Raw genomic sequence first — 21289 nt, 5'->3', positions numbered from 1 at the left:
TCTAAATAACTATAAACAATTTTAAAATAAATAGTTGACTTTAACTAGCTGGTCTTATTTATAATTACATACATAATATAATTAATAAAGAATAGTTTGTCTATTATTAAAACAAAAGTTGCTTAGCTCAATAATTTTCTAATATATCCATAAGCTCCTGACTATCAAAAGGACGCCTCCCATTTGATATAAAAGATTGATGTTGCCAAAGCATTAGTATCGTCTCAAAACAACGTCGTTCTGCTTTAACTTTCTCAGTTTCCTTTGCATCCTTAGCAATCCCCATTTGTTCTGCAATATAGTGAGCCATCCAGCGAGCAAGCGTATCAACACCTGTATCTAACCCTAATTCTTCTACCAATGCCTTACCCAAGTTGATAATTCTTTTCTGCATCCCTGAGCTTTCCATCTGCTGAGAGGATATAAATTCTGCAATTTGGTGGTGTGTATTCAAGTTTATCGTCACTCTCCCTATTATATTTTTGCTTTAACTGTCTATTAATTTGAACTTCAAATATCAGTTCACATTCTAAATCAATGCAAAGTTTTTTTAGAAATGTAAGTGACGCACTCAATCGCTCACCATGCCTAAATGAATCTTTATCATTACTAGTCCTATTTGTACTCCAAAGTTCACAAAGTAAAGATGCCTTCTTTGTCTTAGGTAAAAACCATTCTCGTTGCTCTGAATCCACTATCAAACCCAATTTTTCAACAATTGATTGTCCAATTTTATATGGTGGATATGCTATTTGTCCCGAAAATGGGTCATATTCATCTAGACGATTATCTTTATTCTGTCGGCAAACCCAACCCCTAAGTTCAAAAGGATATGAATTATACTCCATGCGTTTCTCTTCATAATCAGGCAACTTAAAATCGTGAGGGTTAGAGCAACTAGTTAATGCATTCAAAAGAGATTGGGAAGCCTGTGGTGAAACAAGTGCAGAAGAAATATAAAATTCCTCTGAGCGCTCACTATCACCATCTTCCCAAGAACCATACACATTCAACCAGGTCTCACCATTCCTCTCCACTAATATACCATCAAGAAAATCATAGGGTGTTATTTCCATTAGCCAGTTTTTGGTTTTCCTCTCATTAATCCATCTTCGTCGTATGAGAGGTGCTGGGTCACGACGATCAGATAGCCACCTCCCATCAAATCGAGTCAGCAAATGGCGATGTAACCATTCTGACCACTCATCCTCGTACCACTCGCTCACATGCACACATGGCATTTTCTGAAGTAATCTACCTGCGACAACAAACATAGCGTGATAGGAAAGATAAAAGCTATAATTATCAGCTCGCGGATAACTTCCATGGTCATGTGATGTTAATCGTTCATTCCGTTGAGAACGCCATAATTCTGTACGTGGATCATTTCTAAGACTTGCATTGGTACCAATACGCCATTCCTTAATTACAACTTCAGTCGCAAGTTCCTCAACTTGCTTGCCTGTAATTCCGAACACGTCTCCTAAAGGTTCAAGCCAATACCTGTCAAAATCATACCCATGGTGAAACTCTAAACTCCTATCAACTTGTCCTTTTATGTGCCAATAACTTTCATGTTTTTCTCTATGGTTGCTCATTTCCTCCACAGGTATTTGACTTATACCTACTTGATGAAGTTGTTCTAAAACATTTTGTTCATAGGTGTTAGGAAATTCATTTTCAATATTAATTGCAATTAGGGACGAATACTTCTGTATAAGAATATGTGGTATGTCTCTAAGTGCATATTGAGCGAAAATATCATAATGACCCTTTAGTATTTGTGAATTATTAATAGAACCTCGAGCTAAAGCTATCAAGAGATATAGACGTGCATGTAAGTTGTAAAATGGGAACTTATGACTTCCAAAAGCGCCAACCTCTCCCCGTATCATCCAATCAATTAAAGCATTTATCTCATGGTCACAATCAGCTTCAAAAAGCCTTCGTACACAATGAATAGCACGCCAACGAGTCTCTGACATTGGTGAACCCAAAGCTGACCAAACGAAGCCAGCAAATGCCATACTTATCTCTTCTGGTGGTGTTAACCAACTTGACCAACATCCATCAGCATATTCGTCATCTATTTGTAATTCAAATCTAGTCATCGCAAAATCGAGTAAATCCGTTGCTTGCTGTGGCGAAATAAGAGGTGTTGCTAATTCAACAAAGCCAAAGAATGTACTTGCATCAACTAAATTGCAATTGTTAGATAACCCCTCAATAACTCCTTTGTGAATAAAAGGCATTTCATTATTTTGTAATTTGATGTCCTTAAAAAACATTTTCAAAGTAAATTCATCTGTGAATTCAGAGGCAAAACGCCGTGAAATCATTTCAAGAATTTTTGTCCAATTCCGCTTAACACTTACTTTCTGATTCCATTGTTCTGGAATAGATGAAAGAGCATCTTGTATATCATACAAGCTAGTAGATTCCGCAAATACTAGAGCTTTCAAATATTTTACAACATCCTCTTCTCCAACATGATTGGAAATCTCTTTCCAAAACGCCTTAGAATTACATGTGTTTGATGATAACTTAAAGTGTTGTAGTGCATTACCTATCGCTAAACTGGATGTTAAATCCACACCATCAATTATTTCACCCCAATTAACCGTTTCAGGTTTCTCTTGATTGTAGGGCTGAGAATTTAGTTTGTTTATATCCTCATCATCATTCTCATAAAAATCTTGAATGTCATCTAGCTTGCTATTCTTAAGAAAATATTTTTGGGCTACTTCTCTAAGTTTCTGCCAACTTCCTTTTGTCACGTCGTTGAATCCAAGGTCTCTAATCGCTGTTTCAAGAATGTACTTACGGTGGACTGGCGATGGTTCTTTTTCTATGCAATTCGATGCAAAATTCTCAATTTCATATCCTTCAAAGAAGGCCGACAAAGACCAACCTACCAATGGTGAAATGTATTTAGACTTAACAGACTCATTAGCCAATGCTGGAAGTTGCAAATTAAAACATCCAACGTCTCGCTCACGCCAACGACTTAAGCCAGCCAAAGCAGAAATTGGTGATAGTTTAACACATACCCTTATAGCCTCATCACGATCAAAATACTTTTCACGAGCAACGTTGTCACCGACTAGCTCAGCACAATGAATAAATCTATAGGCCATTTCTGGAGATACATGTCCTCCTTCTGAACAACGATTTGCTAATGCTACCACCGATTTCCACCTCTGTACGATTTCATCACCAAATTTTGAAACAGCCATAATTGCATAATCAAAATATACTGATGCATCATCACAACTCACAGGAAGTACGGCACGGGCAAGTTCAATGTACCATTCAGCTCTTATTTCTGGACCTTCAGTCAACTCGGAATTAACCACTCCATAGGCTGATTGTTCTAGCTGGCTTCTGATTTGTGTAAGATGATCTAATCGAAAGGCACCCCGTACTGCTCTAAATCTATCTTGAATCCGAATTTTTTTGTTTGATTTTAAGTGGTCATCAAATAGTTTCTGTACTTCTTCGGAATCTCTACTACGATAAATCATCAAAATATCTACACATATTTGAGATATCTCATATGGTATAATATCGGAATCCCCCCACCTTTGTGTTCTTGCATTTCTTGATTGTTGATCAGCATCTTTAATTGACTTGAATATGTCATTAATATCTTTAGCTAAAACATTGGCTCTGACTATGTACCAAGGTAGCAGTCCTCCAACAATCTCATTAAACTCTTTAACATCTTGATTGACACTATAAGTTTGTTTCTTCTCAATAAACTTCTTCGGAAGCAGTTCCTCCATTTTCGGATTAATATTGCCCAAAAGTACACATCTAAGCGCTACAGCCCGTAAATAAATATCACGTTCTTTATCTTGATAATTACCGGAGACAAATTGAGACGCCCTTGTAGGAACATAGTAATTAAGCACTCTTAAAACTTTCCCTTTTGACAAATTCATTGCTACGCATGCTTCTGTGAAAGACACAATTGCTGAAATGGTCGTATCATTATATAAGTGTTCTGACTTCGGGATGCGACAGCGACTTACAGTAAGCAAATCTAAGCATCGTACCATTGAATTCGCATTTGGGAATCGACCAACGGCTAATAACTCGTGAGTTAATGCAATCATTAAATACTGGCTTCTAGAATCAATTAGTGAAATTTCATTTATCGCATCAAAGTCTCCAGCATCAATGAGTAGCCTAATAAATCTACGCGTAATACGATAGGCCAGTTCAGTAGGTCTCCAATTGAGGATAAAATCAACTGTTTTAGATACCCCAAACAGGTTGAAATGAATAAAAGTTAACTGTACAATATCATCATCTTTTAGACGTTCTTGATGATATTTTCCCTTATTTTTCTTCCGCTCATCAAAATACAATTGAAGCCAATTATTTGCTGCTCTCAGATAGCATCTTGCTTCTCCCTTAAAACTATCTACAGAAGATAACAATGCAGCTGAATAGACGTTTTCTGATCCGGGCCAACCACTTCGAAACATGTGTCTAAAGGCTAGTTCTTGTACTTTCTGTTCATTTAGCAATGGAGCAATTAAATCTACATTCTTTGAAAGCAATTCGAGTTGTCGAGTATCGCCAGCTACTTCCTCTCCCGCACGTAAAGCTAACTTCATTGCATCATCATATCGTTTTAACTTCAGCGCGGCCTTGAAGGCGAATTGCAGGCGGTACACACGAACGTTTCGCTCATCGATTGGATTATCCTTTGGAAGAAGATCGTCTGAAAGAGCCAAATCAATCAGCTCATTGTACTTCTCCGCTTGTAAAAGCAAAGAAGGTAACGTCTCAGCAACATAAGTATACTTATAAGCTAATGGTTTGAGGCATGTAATATAATCGGCTATTTGATCTATATTTGCTGAGAACCTTTCTCTGAACCAGGTCTCAGTCGGCTCATCTCTAAACTGAACCGATTTATCTGAAAGCCAGATGGGCCTACCCAAGTCTGCGATAAAGCTCTTTACAGTTGCTTCGTCTACTTCAGCAACCGTAGCAAGAACATTCAGTGGTATAAACGGTGGTAAGGTTGCAAGGCCAACACATATTGCATCTATATTACTCTGATAATTGATCGAAAGTGTTTCCTTAATTGCCGAAATAGCAGTATCAAGTTGCGACTTAATTTGGTTGTCGACTGTTGTGCCTAAGGGTCCCAGACTTGCGAGACTTTCTGCAATTGTTTTATTTTTACTACTTAAAACATTTGCTTGAACTCGAGGGTTTCCACTCGTTAAACGATAAAATTCTTGTCCATCAGCTTCAGTTGCTGTTAAAAAATGCCTCCGAAGATGTAAAAGTGTTTCTTCTTTAGAGAATGGCTCTAATTTCAATCGAATAATTTTACTAGATGGTTGGAGAAGATGAATTCGTTCAGTTCTACATAATGCAACAAGTCGACAACCAACAGGTAGTTGCTCCCGCAAAAGTTCATGAACAAAGCATGTATCTCCAAACTCATTCGCAGCCATTTCTGCATTGTCGGCTGCATCAATTAAAATAACTAATATTGCATTTTCATTTGATTCCCTTAGAGATATAATCGCCATATTAAGACGCTCCAGGAATTTCTTTATGATTTCATCTTCTAGCGCAGTGTTTTGAGCTATTATTGGGTCACACAGTCCATGAACTGCCAATTCATTTATTATTTGAACGAGTGCATCACGATAGCGGTGCCGCATACCACTTCGATTCCGATATTGACCACCACCGAAGCAATCATAAACGACTCCCAACGAACCTATTGGTAACGTCTTTACCATTTGACGAGCTAAAACTGACTTTCCCACACCACCTGCAGCATGTATTATTATAGGATTGGTAGCATCAAGAATGCACTTTAGTATCAACTGATGTTGTTCTCGTGGAATAACATTATCTAACTTTTCAAACTCTGGTGGCGCAGGATACAAATCTTTTTCACAAGTAACACCAAATATCCTCAATATATCTTCACGAACAATTCTACCGTCCGAATTGGGTAATACCTTCTCCTGTACCAGGACATTAACACTATCAATTAGAGGCTTATCAACAGTTCCAGCAAGTAATTGTGAAATCTCAGCGTGAAGTTCATATCGCTGTGCATTATAATCTCCCTCTCCGTCTATAAATTTAATCGATGCACAAAACTTATTGATATCCTTATCTTTTAAGTTTGTATAACTTTCAAGAGTCTTCTGAAATCTCCCACCTACAGTACCACCTTCTCCAATTGTAAATATATCCCTCTTGAAGCCTTCAGCTATTGGCCTATTAGTAACAATTGAAAAAATCACTTTTGAAATGTCTGTGTCGCTAATTCCTTCACAAAAATGTGCTGAATACCTTTTTGCAAATCCTACAACCGTATCCTTCAAATCACTCAAGTTAAAAGGTTGATCTTTTCTAATAGTGCTGTGCTTTAATTGGAAATATGTAATTTCTTGCGAATCATTTTCAGGCGAGTCCGAATACTCAGCAACATCAATTACATACTCGCCAGCCAATTTTCTTTCCTTAGATCCCTCAATTATAACCATCTGAAGTAGAGATTTAGGATATATCATTCTAAGGCAACGGCGTGCAGCCCAACGATAATGAAAAACGTCACCTGCCCTTGAATATCTTACTAATTCATTTTCCATATGGATTAATCCCCCTCATTTACCCTGAACTCGTTATAATGTGGTAGACAGCCTAAATTATCATCTATTAACCCCTTGTATAGCAACTTATAGAATTTTAGTTTTCTTTTCTATATCCTCAGTCTCCTAATAGTTCCCAATTCTAACCTAGCTTACCACCACTACGATTTAAATATACTATCAACATTATTATATGAAAAATTAAAAACATCCATATTACGAACTAAACATAGTTCTCTACAGTTCCCAATATTTCATTTAACTTTACACCATGATGATTCTTAGCAGCAATCAATGCAGATTCAAGTATAAAGAGTTTTCCATTATTCTTACTTCTATCAAAGTAAAATAATGGTATTAGATTAGTGTTCATTCCTTTATTAGCTTTTCCGGTCTCTTCTCTTAAATGCAACTGAAGTAATTCTTGTTTAATATTCCCTGTATCAAAATATATTCCTTCATAAGCATTTACTTCATTACAAATATCTTGAAATGGTATTCCATTTAATAAATTCTCCGAACTTGTATTATCTATAATTGCTAGAATAGCTTTTACAATATAGTATCGCATTCCTTTCGAGCCACTTTTCTTTTGAGTAGCTAAGCTTTCAATTCTTTCAAGCACTGGTATTATAAGTTCCTTATAGCTTTTTTCTATAGATGCATTTGCTATTTCAATATCATCAAGCATACGCTCATTTCCTATTATAGTTCCATGAATACCATATATTTTATAATAGTTTTTAAGTAAGGATTTAAAATCACCAATGTTATATCCAGAATTATCAATAAATAAATTTATTACTTCATCTGATATTGCTGTATTCATGGCAATATTACCTTTTTCTACGACTTTTATTAAATCTGGCCTTAGCCAGTCACCAATATCTATATACTCGCAACGATTTGATAAATCGCTTACATACGATGCGATTTTAGTTGTTTCCTTCCATACTCCAACGATAATTACTCTAATTTTGTGATACAAAAACTCTCTTAAAGAACTCGCAAACTCTTTCTGAACACTATTATTCAGATAATGAAAATTTTCAATTACAATAAACTTATCTTTAATGCTATTTTTAATAGCTGAAATAACTTCCGTATGATTGTCTAAGTCAATATTTATATATGACAATCCTTCTCCACTATGATGTCCCATGTTAATCTTACCATTAGCTTTAACTTCACCTTTTACAAGCAAAGGGACCTTAACGCTCCCCTTTGCCTCAATGCCTACTTCTGTATTAAATTCATTTCCTTTGTCATTTGTGACTTCTCCAACTTTTATTCCTAATTCTGAAAGGATAGCTTTAAAAATTTGATTTCTAGTAAATTTAATATCACAACCAACACGAATAAAGTTAGGACAATACCTTTCTACCATCCACGTTTTCCCTTGTCTTGAAGCACCATATACAATAATATGTACTTCTTCCGATTCGACACAGTACTTAAATTGATTATGAATATCCCGCTCTACGAATGTAGGACATTCATTTAAAGGTTTTTCACCTACACCATATACTTCTTCTAAACTGAAATTCCTATTTCTCATATATTTTAACACCCCCGTCTTAATCATAACCATATCATTTATAGCCACATAACGTTTCCGTTGCCGACGTCCTCCCCTGAGATATTTATGATATCGATAAACTTCAATCCAAACCTTGTCCTCATTCAGTGTAATTTCTTACCAAGTCGAGCAACATTATTTTGTTAGCTCAAGTATCTACTTAACACTCTAGGGTCTAATTACTACTTCTACTGGCATATCAGAATCTACTCTCCTCAAATCATTTTCAATTCCTCTTGGATTAGCTATCAACCCTTCAGGATCATAAACGAAACATAATAGTAACTTACAATCTGGATGAGTCTTATATCGAGCTATATCCTCAATTAATTGACCTCCAAGTTCTTTTTCAGTTAATCCTCTTCTAGTTTTTTTTATTTCAATTACTATCTGTTCAGTTTTTAACAAAAAATCCATCCTTGCACATTTTCCAGCATAACTAGGAGTCCATTCCTCTGCTCGAATGTCATCAAAATTTAACATTAATATTGCATGGATTAGATCCTGCACGTCATATTCATCCGTAATATCTAGAGTAGACCTATTATTGTACCTAGAGCGTAACTGCCTTGCTATCAAATGAAACCTACCAAAGATATTTTCAAGTAATTCAGTTGGAGTTCTCTTGACCTCAATTTCATCACATATACCATTCTCGAGATCTTCCTTAACAGCTCTAAGTATTCCAATACCTGCTTCCACTGCACTTTTATATGCTTGATTAACTCCCTTTTCAAAATTTATTATATAAACACTATTATTGGGTAAAATGGTCTTTAGAAAGTTTATAGTCTGAGTTTGCCATTCAGTGAATGCACCATGACTTAATGTCGGAAATCCAATTACCCCAGCTGGTGGTGATTTGTGCGTTGCCAATACTTCATTCCCTTTTTTTATTAAAGCCTCGATTCTTTCCGTGTTTCTCATAGTATCCATCTCCTAATTATTAAACTTATATTAATTTAGCCAATTTTCTTTAGTAAGTATTAACTTTTAATAACAATTATTAATATGTATTATGGATAACCATCTCAGCAATGATTTATTATTAATTTCTCAATTTTATAGAGGGATCATCGTCTTCACATAGACTATGAACTTCTCTACATTGCTACAAAGTGCTATTGCTGTTGGTAAATTAGTTATAGCTACCTTTAGTCCCATTATGCAAGTCTTAACAAGTGCTCTCTTAGGTGACTCATTCTGCAGCTCACCTTGTATAGTTTCTATGTTTTCTTCAATCATTTCTTTTTCGTCATTTGAAATATTATCATTTAGGAGGGTTTTAATAACTTCTACCAATTTTATTAGCTCTTCCGAATTAGTACCATTATTCTGTACTGCATTAATTGTTGACTGGTCTTTTGATATATTAACTTGTCCACCATTAACTGTAATCATATACTTTACCTCCTCATCATAACCCATCTCAATTCCTATCCTTGTTAAATATGCTTCAATATTATTTATAAGCACTAATGACACACTATTATTAAAGTCTTTGGTCATTGTCTGATATTCTTTAGCATCTGAATAACTTCTCGCTATTGACGTAATACTTATATCGTTTTCAGAAATATACTTTAATATATTATATACAGTATAAATTTCCTCTTCAACTGTATTTCCTAAACTAAATATCATTCGCCCATAACTATTACTAACTTCTTTTATTTCTTTAGCAATTTCAAAGTCCTCTCTCTTACATGACCTAACATAATCATAAATTATAGAACTGCTTTCAATATAATTTATAAACATTTTTAGTACAGATGGAATTTCTAAATACAACACTCTTAGTAATCTATTTGCCCTACAGTTAAAGTTATAGCTAATAATTTTCAATTCCTTTTTATTTATATTAATCATACTTCACCCCACAATATGGACAATGACTGCCACACATTTTTATTAATGGTTTTATTTTCGCTTCTCTCTTGCAACATTTATATTTTTGTATCACCAAAGCTTCAACTCCTGCTATAATGGGTGTCTCTGCCTCTTTTTCTGATTGTTTACCAACTTTAAATGGAATACTATTACTACTAAATTGTCTTTCCCATTTTTTCAGCTCATCAAAAACCATATTCATTGCAACATTCTTTGCCATTTTTAATGACAATTCGATTACATCATCAGTCAAGTAATTTTCACTTTTTAATCCACAACATGGGCACCATATTTCAATAACATCATCAGCCTCCATTTCACTAGGTTTCATTTTAAAAAATTCTCCACATAGACTACATCTTAATAAGACGAATCCATCATTATCTGTTGGAACAGAGATTTCCATTTGTACGTCACCCATATTCCATTCCTCCCGTCAACAACGACTATATTATTTACAATAATCCTCTTAGAGTTAAGACCTTGATTGACTCACTACCTGCATTTACGATACCAGCAAAAATTTTACTCCTCTTCACTCTCTTTAGGTAATTTACCTGCTTGCTTTGCTATTTTATTTTGTTCTGACTTTACCCTATGCTTCAGCTTCTTTATGCCTTCAGATGGTGGTAACTTCTCTAGCTGTATTCCTCACTTGCCAAGCATTTCTCTAAGACTCTTATTATTTTAATATGTTCATCTGTAATCTGAAATTCACCTTGTAAATCACCTTCTTTAACATTGTAATTTGACATTTCATTAACAAGATTCTCATACCCAATATCCTTCCATTTATAGTCTATTCATAGGGCATCTTTTCTAAATGCTTACGACCTCGATTCCATCCTCAGTATCTATGTTACGCTTCATGCATGTATTACTTATAAATCCATACTATTAAGTATATCTTTAAGCTTCTTTAAGTCCTCTATAGACAAAGTAATGCCCTTACCCATCTTCTTATGTTCTGAATCCCAATCTCTAATATCATACTTGGCCTCTTTACCATTCCAACTAATAAGGTTAAGTTCTTTAGTCCACCCTTTTGCTGACTCTGCTATAGTTCCTAATTCTTTTTGTATTTCAAACTTAATATCTGCCATAATTATGACCTCCCTATTTTTTATTGATATTCATATAAGCAAAAACTAAAACTCATTCCTGCTTATACAATTTATAAGTAATCCTTTGACTCCTCTGCAACCCTATCAGTATAAGATTTATCTTTACTGCTTGGTGCATAAATCACTTCGTTAGAACACATAAGCTTTGTTTGTTCCATTACAATATCTACTGCTTTCATTGTCTTATCTGGTGGATACCCATATTTCTTAAGTAACCTTTTTATAGTCATCTTCATCTTAGCTTGAACACTTTCACGAATTGACCAATCAACACTAATACTGTTTTTTATAGAGACAGTTAGATCTCTAGCTATTTGTTTTAGTATATCCTCACCCATAATCTCTTTTGCAGATTCATTGTCCGATAGAGCATCATAAAATGCTAATTCATCAGGAGTAAGACCTGTAGATTCACCACGGTTTTCTGCCTCTGTGATTTTCTTAGCAAGTTCTATGAGTTCCATGATAACTTGGGTAGTTTCGATTGATCTATTTTGATATTTTATAATAGCAGCTTCTAGTAATTCTGAGAATTTTTTAGATTGCACTAGGTTACGTCTAGAGAAAGATTTAATACTACCTTTTAGCAATCTATTTAGTAGTTCTACAGCTAAATTTTTCTGCTTCATTCCTTTAACTTCTTCCAGGAACTCATCAGAAAGAATAGCTATGTTAGGTTTATTAAGTCCCACTGATGCTAAAATATCTACCACTTCATTTGAAGATATTGATCTAGAGATTAATTGATTTAATTCATTATCTAGCTGGGATGTTGTCTTTTTCTTGTTGTCGTCGCTAATCATCTTGATTAAGCTTGCTTTAACAGCCTTATGAAATCCAATCTCTATATTTAATCTCTCTGCAATGTCTGTTGTCGCACATAGGGAGTATGCTCTTGCAAGCTCTGTTACCAGCTTAATATAATCATTCTTCCTGTCTTCTCTAAGTCCAATAATATAGTCCATAGTTTCTACAATTGCTTTCATTTTTTCACTTGATTTGCCAGTAAAGAATTTGCTATAGTCATGACCATGAAGTAATTCTTTTATGAGGTCATGCTTTTCAAGAAGTACAATAGATGCAACTTCTGTATCAACACCTGTAGTTTCTTTATCGCTTTCTGTGTATTGTGAAAGTGCTTCTTTTAAGTTCTCAGCAATCCCTATATAATCAACAACAAGCCCACCCTGTTTTTCCTTAAATACTCGATTTACTCTAGCTATGGCTTGCATTAAATTATGACCTCTCATTGGTTTATCAATATACATTGTGTGCATACTAGGTACATCAAACCCTGTAAGCCACATATCACGTACAATTACCAATTGTAACTCATCTTTTTTATCTTTCATACGTTTGGCAAGTGTCTCACGATTTGCCTTTGTACCTATGAAAGGTTGCCACTCTACAGGATCAGAGGAACTACCTGTCATTACTACTTTTATTTTACCAGACATTAATTCATCACTGTGCCAATTTGGACGAAGTGCTACAATTTCTTTATATAAATCAATAGCAATTCTTCTACTCATAGCAACGATCATCGCTTTACCACCCTCAAATTCCTGAGCCCGCTCCCGCTTTTCAAAATGCTCAACGATATCTTTTGCTATTAATTTAACTCTTTGATTTGATCCAACTATTGCTTCAAGTCTTGCCCACTTACTTTTTAATTTTTCCTTTTGACCTACCTCTTGATATTCTGTGATTTCATCATACTCAGTATCAACTATAGGTTTCATTTCCTCAGGGAGTTCAAGTTTTGCAATTCTACTTTCATAGAAAATTCTAACCGTTGTACCATCAACTACAGCTCTTGCCATATCGTAAACATCGATATAATCTCCAAATACTGCACGAGTATTTTTGTCGGCAAGTTCCACCGGCGTTCCAGTGAATCCAATATACGAAGCATTTGGCAAACTATCACGCATATATTTTGCATAGCCGTATTTTACATCAGCACCACTATCACTTTTAACAATATCGGCACCAAATCCATATTGGCTACGATGTGCTTCATCAGCCATTACAATAATATTCTTACGGTCTGTAAGTACAGGTGCGGCGTCGCCTTTATCATCTGGTGAAAATTTTTGAATAGTAGTAAATATAATGCCTCCGCTGGTGCGGTTATTAAGTAACACCCTTAAATTTGTTCTATCTGTAGCTTGCACTGGCGTAGTTCTAAGTATATCTTTCGACTTTAAGAATGTACCAAACAGCTGATCATCAAGATCGTTCCTATCTGTAATAATTACAATCGTTGGATTTCCAAGTTCTGAACTAATAACAAGTTTTGCTGCATAAAAAACCATGGTTAAACTCTTTCCGCTACCTTGTGTATGCCATACAACTCCTATTCTTCTGTCTCCACTTTGCATAGTAGCACGTTCTGTACTTTCAACAGCCTTGTTTACTGCATGATACTGATGGTAACCAGCAAGTATTTTAAATGTATCCTTACCATCACTTTGGAATAATACAAATTGCTTAATAATATCAAGGAAACGGTTGCGCTCAAACATCCCCTTAATTAATACTTCAAGCTGTGGAATAGACACTGGGGCAACATCATCACCTTCAATAGTCCGCCATGCCATAAACCTATCTTCCTCAGAAGTTAATGTACCAGCTCTTGCATTAATTCCATCACTGGTTACCATAAATGAGTTGTAAGTAAATAATGAAGGTATAGTCATCTTATAAGTTTGAAGCTGATTATAAGCATCTGTTATATCTACATTTTCGTCACTAGCACTTTTAAGCTCTATAACTACTAGTGGAATACCATTAACAAACACTATTGCATCTGGCCTTTTTTCCTTACCATGTTCCACTATTGTAAACTGATTTGCTACCATAAACTCATTATTTAATGGCTTTTCAAAATCAAACACATAGATCTTTTCCGTTTTGTAAATAGCATCTTTTTGCTTCACTTGAACATCTATACCATCAGTTACCATCTTCTGAAACGCTTTATTATTCATTAATAAGCTTGGACTTTGTGGTATTGAAATCTGACGAAAAGCTTCTTCAATAGACTCACTTGACATTTTAGGATTTATTCTTGAAAGAGCATCTCTTAACCTATCAGATAATATAACATCACTGTAATCTTCACGCTCAGCATACTCACCCTCAGGCGCAATATCTGGGGCAAAAACTACCTCATAGCCTAGCTCCTCAAACCACTCAAGAGTAGCTTCTTCTAAGTGGGACTCACAAAAACTATTTTTAGCCATTCATTTCCACCCCCTCCATTGGAACTCTTATTTCACCTCTCATTAACTTTGGCAATATCGTATTACGAATAACCAATAATTTGTCTGATTGACTACCATTTTTGTATATGGATTTTATTAATGTACTAAATACAGCTTCATACTCAACCATTATTTCATCTGTAGGTATAATTATTTGGTACTTATTGAACAGGTTATTTGTATCTAAATTCTTTATACCCGTTGTACCATTCTCATATTGAAAGAACAAATTAATTTTATATAAATATTGAAGCATTGAATATAAAAAAGTCGAATAGCTATTTTTTTTCAGTGATAAAGCTCTGCAAAAATTTGTACATATCAAAGGTTTAACAGATCTAGTTACTAATTCTTCTGTTATCAACGCAGTACGCCCAGTTGATTGAGTTGGACTTCCTCCAGAAATTTCTATGATAATTTGTCCCGCAGACAATTGCTTCTTTTCTAAGTTCTTTTTTAAAATAAATCTTGTTGCAGGCTTTCCCTTTTTACCAGAAGCTATTTCTGGAATATCTGCCCCTCTAATGCATGTAACTTCTTCAGTAAAATTACCTTGAGACATTTCTTTGCCCCAGTCACCACTTAAAGTGTCAGAAATAAGCTCGCCTAAAGTACCTATTCTCCACCCTTCAGGTATACTACCGATATCACTATCTTCAAATTTTTTATCTTTAAATGGCTCAAAATCTATAAACCAGCTTTTAAAAATAGTTTGTTCAATCTCTTCGAGAGTTTTTATAATAAGGTTGTTTAGCTCTATCTTGTCATCTAGTGGTGATAATATTGCAACTATAGCTTTTTGCTCACAAATAGATGGACATGGCAAATCCATACTTTTTATCAGTGAAGGACTAATATTTGCTTGGTTAGCTGCTCCACCGGCATTAATTGCTAATTTATAGTGCATGTCCTCAGTCGAAATTGAATAATATAAAAAATCTAGGTTATAAATATTTTCATCTAAAATTTCAAACTTTCCTACCCTTTGATTTAAAAGCATTTCTTTATTAATTTTTACCCTACCAACTTTTCCAACAGCTGAAGCAAATTGGTTCACATTAGAACCTGTAAGGGATATTAATATATCCCCATACTTAATTTTATATCTATTCCTTTCATCTGATAATTCTTGTGATACATATTGAACTTCATCTAATGTTACGTATGGTGGCACAATATTCTTAATTTTAATTACAGGTATACCATAATCACGAAAATCTTTAGATTTGAAGCCATATCCAGATAGTACATTAGCCACTTCCCCGAGTTTAACCTCTTTCCACTCACTAAAACCCATATCCAATCCCACCCAACTTAAGTCTTATTTTTTCTTCTAAATGATGAGATTTAGCGAACATCTCCTCCAAATCCCCTGTTAGTCTTGTCATTTTTTCATCAAATGGTTCTCCATCATCCTCGGCTTCTTCAATACCTACATAACGTCCAGGATTAATTATATACTCATGTCCCCTTACTTCTTCACTACTTGCCGCTTTACAAAAACCTTGAACATCTTCATACTCCTTATCATCACGCCAATTATGGTAGGTACCGTATATTTGCTTGATTTCTTCATCAGATAATTCTCTATGTTTACGAGTAGCCATCGTGCCCATTTTTCTAGCATCAATAAATAGAATCTTATCTTTTCTATTCTCTCTTTTCTTAGAGATGAACCATAAACATACTGGTATAGCTACATTATAAAACAAGTTTCCTGGCATAGTTACAATGCAATCCACAAGTCCTTCCTCTATAATATTTTTTCTAATTTCAGCCTCTGCTTTTGTAGTTGTACTCATAGACCCATTAGAAAGTACAAAACCAGCAATACCTCTAGGGGATAGCTTGCTTATCATATGTTCTATCCAAGCATAGTTAGCATTATTTTGTGGCGGAATGCCATATTTCCAACGTACATCATCTTGAAGTAGTGTATAGTCACTAACATTGAAGGGTGGATTAGCTAAAATATAATCTGCTCTAAGGTTCTTATGAAGATCATTACCAAATGTATCCGCGTCTCTGTCTCCTAAATTTCCGTCAAGTCCACGAATTGCTAGGTTCATTTTACAAAGTCTCCATGTAGTAGCCGTATATTCTTGACCAAATATGTGAATATCATCGTTTCCTCCCTTGTGTTCCTCTACAAATTTACCAGATTGTACAAACATACCACCTGATCCACAACAAGGATCATATACCCTACCTTTATACGGCTCAATCATACTTACAAGAAGTTTTACAATTGATGGTGGTGTATAGAACTCTCCCTCTGAACTTCCAAACTGCCCTAAAAAATATTCATATACACGTCCTAATACATCTTGAGCCCTTGACTCTTTGCTACCTAAATTAAATGAAAATAAATCTATAAGTTCCCCTAGCTTTGTTTTATCAATCTCTGGTCTTGCATAATTTTTAGGTAATACTCCTTTTAAGGATGCATTTTCTCTTTCTATAGCTATCATAGAATCATCTATGATCTGCCCTATTGTTATTAGTTTGGCACTTTTTTTAATGAATTCCCATCTAGCACTTGGAGGTACAAAGAATATACTCTTTTCTGTATAAGCATCTCTATCCTCTTCAAATCCATCTCCATCTGCTACTAGCTCTGCATGTTTTTCTTCAAAAGCATCAGAGATATACTTTAAAAATATAAGACCTAATATAACATGTTTATACTCACTACTTTCTATATTTCCTCTTAGCTTGTCCGCCATTTCCCATAGTTTATTTTCAAACTCTAAACTTACTCCCATTATTTTCGTCCCCCATCTTTTTCTAATTTCTTTTGCATTTTTTTCATGTCATCTAAAAAATCTATTTCAATTGACGAAAGGTCATCTTTTGTCTTCTCTTTATATTTCTCAAATTCTAGCATAGCTTTTGTTGTTGCTTCTAGGTGGCTAACTTTTCCTGAGTTCTCCAAAAGCTCGCTACCACTTAGTTTGATAAAGTCATCAAGTTTTTTTATCCAATCATTCATATACATTGGAATATGTCTAATTGCTTGAAGTTCTGCAAATTCTAAATAAGCAGTAACAATTCTATTTAAAATCTTAATCTCGTCTTCATATAAATAATTTTTAGCAACAGTTATATCTCTTTTCTTTATTGTTTCGCCCTCAAATGTTGTCATACCCATAAACGGACTTTCTGCATTTGCACGTTCCATTAACACTTCTGCGGCAGTATGTCCATGTGCCGCATAGTGCATTTTGCTTTGCACCGTTTGGAAAAACAATATTGAGTTTTTACCCTTTGCTGTATAATCAAGACTGGTTCCATAAATATCTAAAATTTGTCTATAAAAAACTTTTTCACTAGAACGAATATCACGAATACGCTCTAGTAATTCATGCCAATAACTTCCTCCACCGGCCTTTTTTAAAAGGTCATCATTCATAGCAAAACCCTTTTTAAGATATTCTTTTAATACAGAATTTGCCCATATTCTAAATTGAGTGCCACGCAATGATCTCACCCTATATCCAACAGATATTATTACATCAAGGTTATACTGTTTAGTTCTATATGCTTTGCCATCCAATGCAGTTGTCAAGCATTCCTTGACAACTGCATTTTCATCAACTTCACCATCTTTAAAACAATTGTTAATATGTAAACTTATATTTTGCTTCGTAGTCTGAAAAAGCTCCGCCATCTTACTCTGACTTATCCAAACAGTTTCATCTTCCATTTTCAAATCAATTTTTGTTGTACCATCTTCTGTTTGATATATAATAATTTGATTGTCACTAGAACTCATACCCATGTCCTCCAATTCTTGTTTCATTTCATATTAGTTGTTTATAAATATTATTTTTGATGCTATCCCATCTATTTTCAGCTTCACTTATGTTAGTCTTATAAATACACTGCGCTTCATTGTAGATTTTTATCATTTCCTCTTGCTTTTGTAATTGTACTGTAGGTATTTCCATCTCCATGATATCAGAATGATTTATATTCATTATAGTTGTTCCTCTTTGAAAACTTTTAATGATAGCTATTCCAATAGGACTTTCAAAAAATATTTTGATATATTCGCCGAGTATTTTTTCTTTTGGTCTAATTACAATTACATTAGCTGAAGCAATAATAAGTTTATCTTGTGATTTAAACACAGCCGATTTAATAGCTGTACCTCTACAAGAAAGCAAAACATCATTATTCATCAGCTCATATCTCTTAATTTTACGTTCTTCTTGTTCTTCGATAGTATCCATATTTAAATAGTTGATCTCACCATCTTCAATATTTGAAATATTTACAACTGAGATGTTCCCAACTGTAGTATCCTTTTTGAGTATAGATTTACCTCTAAAGACTTCTGCAACGTCTTTAAGTTTTACCTTTGCCAAATTAGAGTTTTTAAATTTCTGTATATTTTCATCATCATCAGAAAGTAAAAGCTCTACTCTCCAATCCTCATGCGATAAAAACTCTTTAGTTTTTATTTGTTTCTTGTATTCTACATAAAATGTCTCTTTTCCTAGCTTCAATGTACCTATTTCAATTTTATCTTGTGAACCTTTTGTAATAGTAAACAAATAAGTTTTAATAGCTGTTGCTGGTTTAAAAGTCCCTTCAGGCAATATAAATATACTTTTCACATTATAGTTATTAGTTATAAAAGATCTAAGCTTTTTATAATCCATACCAGCAAAAGTTATCTTAGCAGGAACAATAATATCTAAAGTACCATTTTCATCTAAATGCTCAAGCATATTCTCCATAGCTATACCATCACTATCTCTTGTAATAAACTTACGTCCAATATTTTCAGGTTTACAGCCAAAGGTAGGTAGTGAGTATATATAGTCGAATTTTTCGCTAATCAAACAATCGCTATATATAGTTTCAAATACTATTTTGATATTTAGATAATCACCAAAGGCCAACTTTAACAGTAAATACATTTGTTTTGACTGAGTAGTTAACGTACATTGTGATCTTTCAAAATCTTTTATAAATTGCTTTAACCCAGATAAATGTTTCTCGGCCTCGGTTATAAGCATTTTTTTAGGACTAACCTTTTGTACTCTATCTCTAATATAGGTTGTTAGATAGCTTTGTGAAATTATAGTACCCATTCTATCATTCTTAAATATATAAAGAGTAAAATCTATCAGATCAATTTCTTTTAATGATTCATATATATCTACAAAGTCATCTCTATCAGCTGGGAAGAACCCTAGTTCATCTTCTGTTGTCTTTTTCATAAGTTGGAACAACTTTTCTTTACCAATTTCAATATTGCTATTTAACTGCGATTCTTTATGTGTTAATTTGACTCTTAGCATTTCATTTAATAGTTGTTCCCTTGTAACTATTTGTATTTGATATAACTTGTTTAAAGCTAAATCTATGTTTATATTCAAGGTATCCCTCCTTCCAATATTTTTTCATCATTATAGTACATATTGTAATGTTAAATATTTAGTATGTCAATACTAAATAAAGCAATATTCGTATCCATTTTTAATTTCAAGCCCCACCCCTCTTGAGTATAAAACTGTGTTTGTGAATTAATAGCATTTCGGAATTGATTTCTTATGTAAGGACTTAAATGCCTATATTAATACACTCTATGATATAAAAACTATTGATAACTGAAATATTAGGTCATGAGAAAATAGAAACTACCTTAAAATTAAGAGACAAAATAAAAGTCCACGACCCCTTATTTTATAAGGGACGTGGACTTTTTCTAATTTATTCCCACTCAATAGTGGAAGGTGGCTTAGAGGTTATGTCGTAAACAATTCTGTTTACTCCTTTAACTTCATTAACTATCCTACGAGATACTATATCTAATACCTCATACGGTATTCTAGCCCAGTCTGAAGTCATTGCATCAGAGCTTGTAACAGCTCTTAAAGCTACTGTGTGACAGTATGTTCGTTCATCACCCATAACTCCAACAGACTTAATGTTAGGAAGACATGCAAAATACTGCCATATGTCACCTTCAAGTCCTGCTTTAGCTATTTCATCTCTAAAGATTGCATCTGCCTCGCTAGTTATAAATAATTTTTCCTCAGTTATTTCTCCAAGTACTCTTATAGCGAGTCCTGGTCCTGGGAACGGTTGTCTCCACACTAAGTGATGTGGTATTCCAAGTTCTTCTCCTACTGCTCTAACTTCATCTTTAAATAATTCTCTTAAAGGCTCAATTAGTTTAAAGTGCATATCTTTTGGAAGTCCTCCAACATTGTGATGACTTTTTATAGTAGCTGAAGTAGCAGTACCACTCTCAACTACGTCTGGGTATATTGTGCCTTGAACAAGGAAATCTAATTGACCAAGTTTATTTGACTCTTCTTCAAAAACTCTTATAAATTCTTCTCCAATTATCTTTCTCTTTTTCTCTGGGTCACTTACGCCCTTAAGCTTACCGAGGAACCTATCTTTAGCGTTAACTCTTATTATCTTCATGTCAAATTCGCCGTTAAATATAGTTTCAACTTGGTCACCTTCATTTTTTCTAAGTAAACCATGATCTACAAACACACAAGTTAACTGATCACCAATTGCTTTATAAACAAGTACTGCAGCAACTGAAGAATCAACTCCACCTGAGAGAGCACAAAGCACTTTTTTATCTCCAACTTGTTCTCTAATAGCCTTAATTTTTTCCTGTGCAAAAGAAGACATTGACCAATCGCCGTTAACTAGGCAAACATCATATAAGAACTTCCTAATCATTTCTTCACCAAATAGAGTATGTTTTACTTCTGGGTGAAATTGAACTCCATAAAGTTTTTTAGAAACATTTGC

The 21289-nt window shown here is 34.3% G+C and carries 13 protein-coding genes; all 13 read right to left on the bottom strand.

Annotated elements, in window-relative coordinates; genetic code table 11:
• Window positions 1-127: 127 nt before the first annotated feature.
• A complete protein-coding gene (locus Q0649_RS02030; RefSeq protein WP_298836718.1) occupies window positions 128-409 on the bottom strand; it encodes a hypothetical protein in 282 nt (93 codons plus the stop codon).
• Window positions 366-6638, bottom strand: a complete 6273-nt coding sequence (locus Q0649_RS02025) for a hypothetical protein (protein ID WP_298836716.1) — start codon at window positions 6636-6638, stop codon at window positions 366-368. The genes Q0649_RS02030 and Q0649_RS02025 overlap by 44 nt, the downstream gene beginning before the upstream one ends.
• 223 nt (window positions 6639-6861) lie before the next feature.
• Window positions 6862-8196 carry a hypothetical protein gene (locus Q0649_RS02020; protein ID WP_298836714.1) on the bottom strand — a complete coding sequence of 445 codons (1335 nt, stop codon included), beginning with the start codon at window positions 8194-8196 and terminating at the stop codon, window positions 6862-6864.
• A 189-nt stretch (window positions 8197-8385) separates the two neighbouring features.
• Entirely contained in the window at window positions 8386-9144 is a 759-nt protein-coding gene (locus Q0649_RS02015) for a hypothetical protein (RefSeq protein WP_298836712.1), read from the bottom strand.
• 135 nt (window positions 9145-9279) lie between these two features.
• Window positions 9280-10086, bottom strand: coding sequence for a hypothetical protein (locus Q0649_RS02010; RefSeq protein ID WP_298836710.1), 807 nt, complete (start codon window positions 10084-10086; stop codon window positions 9280-9282).
• Window positions 10079-10528: a TFIIB-type zinc ribbon-containing protein gene (locus tag Q0649_RS02005; protein WP_298836708.1), complete on the bottom strand. Its 450-nt coding sequence runs from the start codon at window positions 10526-10528 to the stop codon at window positions 10079-10081. Before Q0649_RS02005 ends, Q0649_RS02010 begins: the two co-directional genes overlap by 8 nt.
• A 460-nt stretch (window positions 10529-10988) precedes the next feature.
• Window positions 10989-11210, bottom strand: coding sequence for a YdbC family protein (locus tag Q0649_RS02000; RefSeq protein ID WP_298836706.1), 222 nt, complete (start codon window positions 11208-11210; stop codon window positions 10989-10991).
• Window positions 11211-11281: 71 nt separating this feature from the next.
• Window positions 11282-14479 carry a type I restriction endonuclease subunit R gene (locus tag Q0649_RS01995; protein ID WP_298836704.1) on the bottom strand — a complete coding sequence of 1066 codons (3198 nt, stop codon included), beginning with the start codon at window positions 14477-14479 and terminating at the stop codon, window positions 11282-11284.
• Window positions 14472-15797, bottom strand: a complete 1326-nt coding sequence (locus Q0649_RS01990) for a restriction endonuclease subunit S (protein WP_298836702.1) — start codon at window positions 15795-15797, stop codon at window positions 14472-14474. Before Q0649_RS01990 ends, Q0649_RS01995 begins: the two co-directional genes overlap by 8 nt.
• Entirely contained in the window at window positions 15787-17265 is a 1479-nt protein-coding gene (locus Q0649_RS01985) for a class I SAM-dependent DNA methyltransferase (protein WP_298836700.1), read from the bottom strand. The genes Q0649_RS01990 and Q0649_RS01985 overlap by 11 nt, the downstream gene beginning before the upstream one ends.
• Window positions 17265-18275 carry a virulence RhuM family protein gene (locus tag Q0649_RS01980; protein WP_298836698.1) on the bottom strand — a complete coding sequence of 337 codons (1011 nt, stop codon included), beginning with the start codon at window positions 18273-18275 and terminating at the stop codon, window positions 17265-17267. Before Q0649_RS01980 ends, Q0649_RS01985 begins: the two co-directional genes overlap by 1 nt.
• 28 nt (window positions 18276-18303) lie before the next feature.
• Window positions 18304-19890, bottom strand: coding sequence for a restriction endonuclease subunit S (locus tag Q0649_RS01975; RefSeq protein WP_298836696.1), 1587 nt, complete (start codon window positions 19888-19890; stop codon window positions 18304-18306).
• Window positions 19891-20224: 334 nt separating this feature from the next.
• Window positions 20225-21289: glutamine-hydrolyzing GMP synthase (gene guaA / locus Q0649_RS01970; protein ID WP_298836694.1), on the bottom strand; the 1065-nt coding region annotated here is incomplete at its 5' end.

The sequence above is a fragment of the uncultured Clostridium sp. genome (genome assembly GCF_937920395.1).
In the GTDB taxonomy this organism is placed as follows: domain Bacteria; phylum Bacillota; class Clostridia; order Clostridiales; family Clostridiaceae; genus Clostridium_AD.
The sequence above is the reverse complement of the archived record's forward strand: the minus strand, read 5'-3'. Positions and strand labels throughout refer to the sequence as shown.

Coding starts and splice junctions, on each gene's coding strand:
- Q0649_RS01990 (WP_298836702.1), bottom strand. CDS start 15,797: ATGGGTTTTAGTGAGTGGAAAGAGGTTAAACTCGGGGAAGTGGCTAAT.
- Q0649_RS01980 (WP_298836698.1), bottom strand. CDS start 18,275: ATGAGTTCTAGTGACAATCAAATTATTATATATCAAACAGAAGATGGT.
- Q0649_RS02030 (WP_298836718.1), bottom strand. CDS start 409: ATGGAAAGCTCAGGGATGCAGAAAAGAATTATCAACTTGGGTAAGGCA.
- Q0649_RS02010 (WP_298836710.1), bottom strand. CDS start 10,086: ATGATTAATATAAATAAAAAGGAATTGAAAATTATTAGCTATAACTTT.
- Q0649_RS02020 (WP_298836714.1), bottom strand. CDS start 8,196: ATGAGAAATAGGAATTTCAGTTTAGAAGAAGTATATGGTGTAGGTGAA.
- Q0649_RS02025 (WP_298836716.1), bottom strand. CDS start 6,638: ATGGAAAATGAATTAGTAAGATATTCAAGGGCAGGTGACGTTTTTCAT.
- Q0649_RS02015 (WP_298836712.1), bottom strand. CDS start 9,144: ATGAGAAACACGGAAAGAATCGAGGCTTTAATAAAAAAAGGGAATGAA.
- Q0649_RS02005 (WP_298836708.1), bottom strand. CDS start 10,528: ATGGGTGACGTACAAATGGAAATCTCTGTTCCAACAGATAATGATGGA.
- Q0649_RS01985 (WP_298836700.1), bottom strand. CDS start 17,265: ATGGGAGTAAGTTTAGAGTTTGAAAATAAACTATGGGAAATGGCGGAC.
- Q0649_RS02000 (WP_298836706.1), bottom strand. CDS start 11,210: ATGGCAGATATTAAGTTTGAAATACAAAAAGAATTAGGAACTATAGCA.
- Q0649_RS01995 (WP_298836704.1), bottom strand. CDS start 14,479: ATGGCTAAAAATAGTTTTTGTGAGTCCCACTTAGAAGAAGCTACTCTT.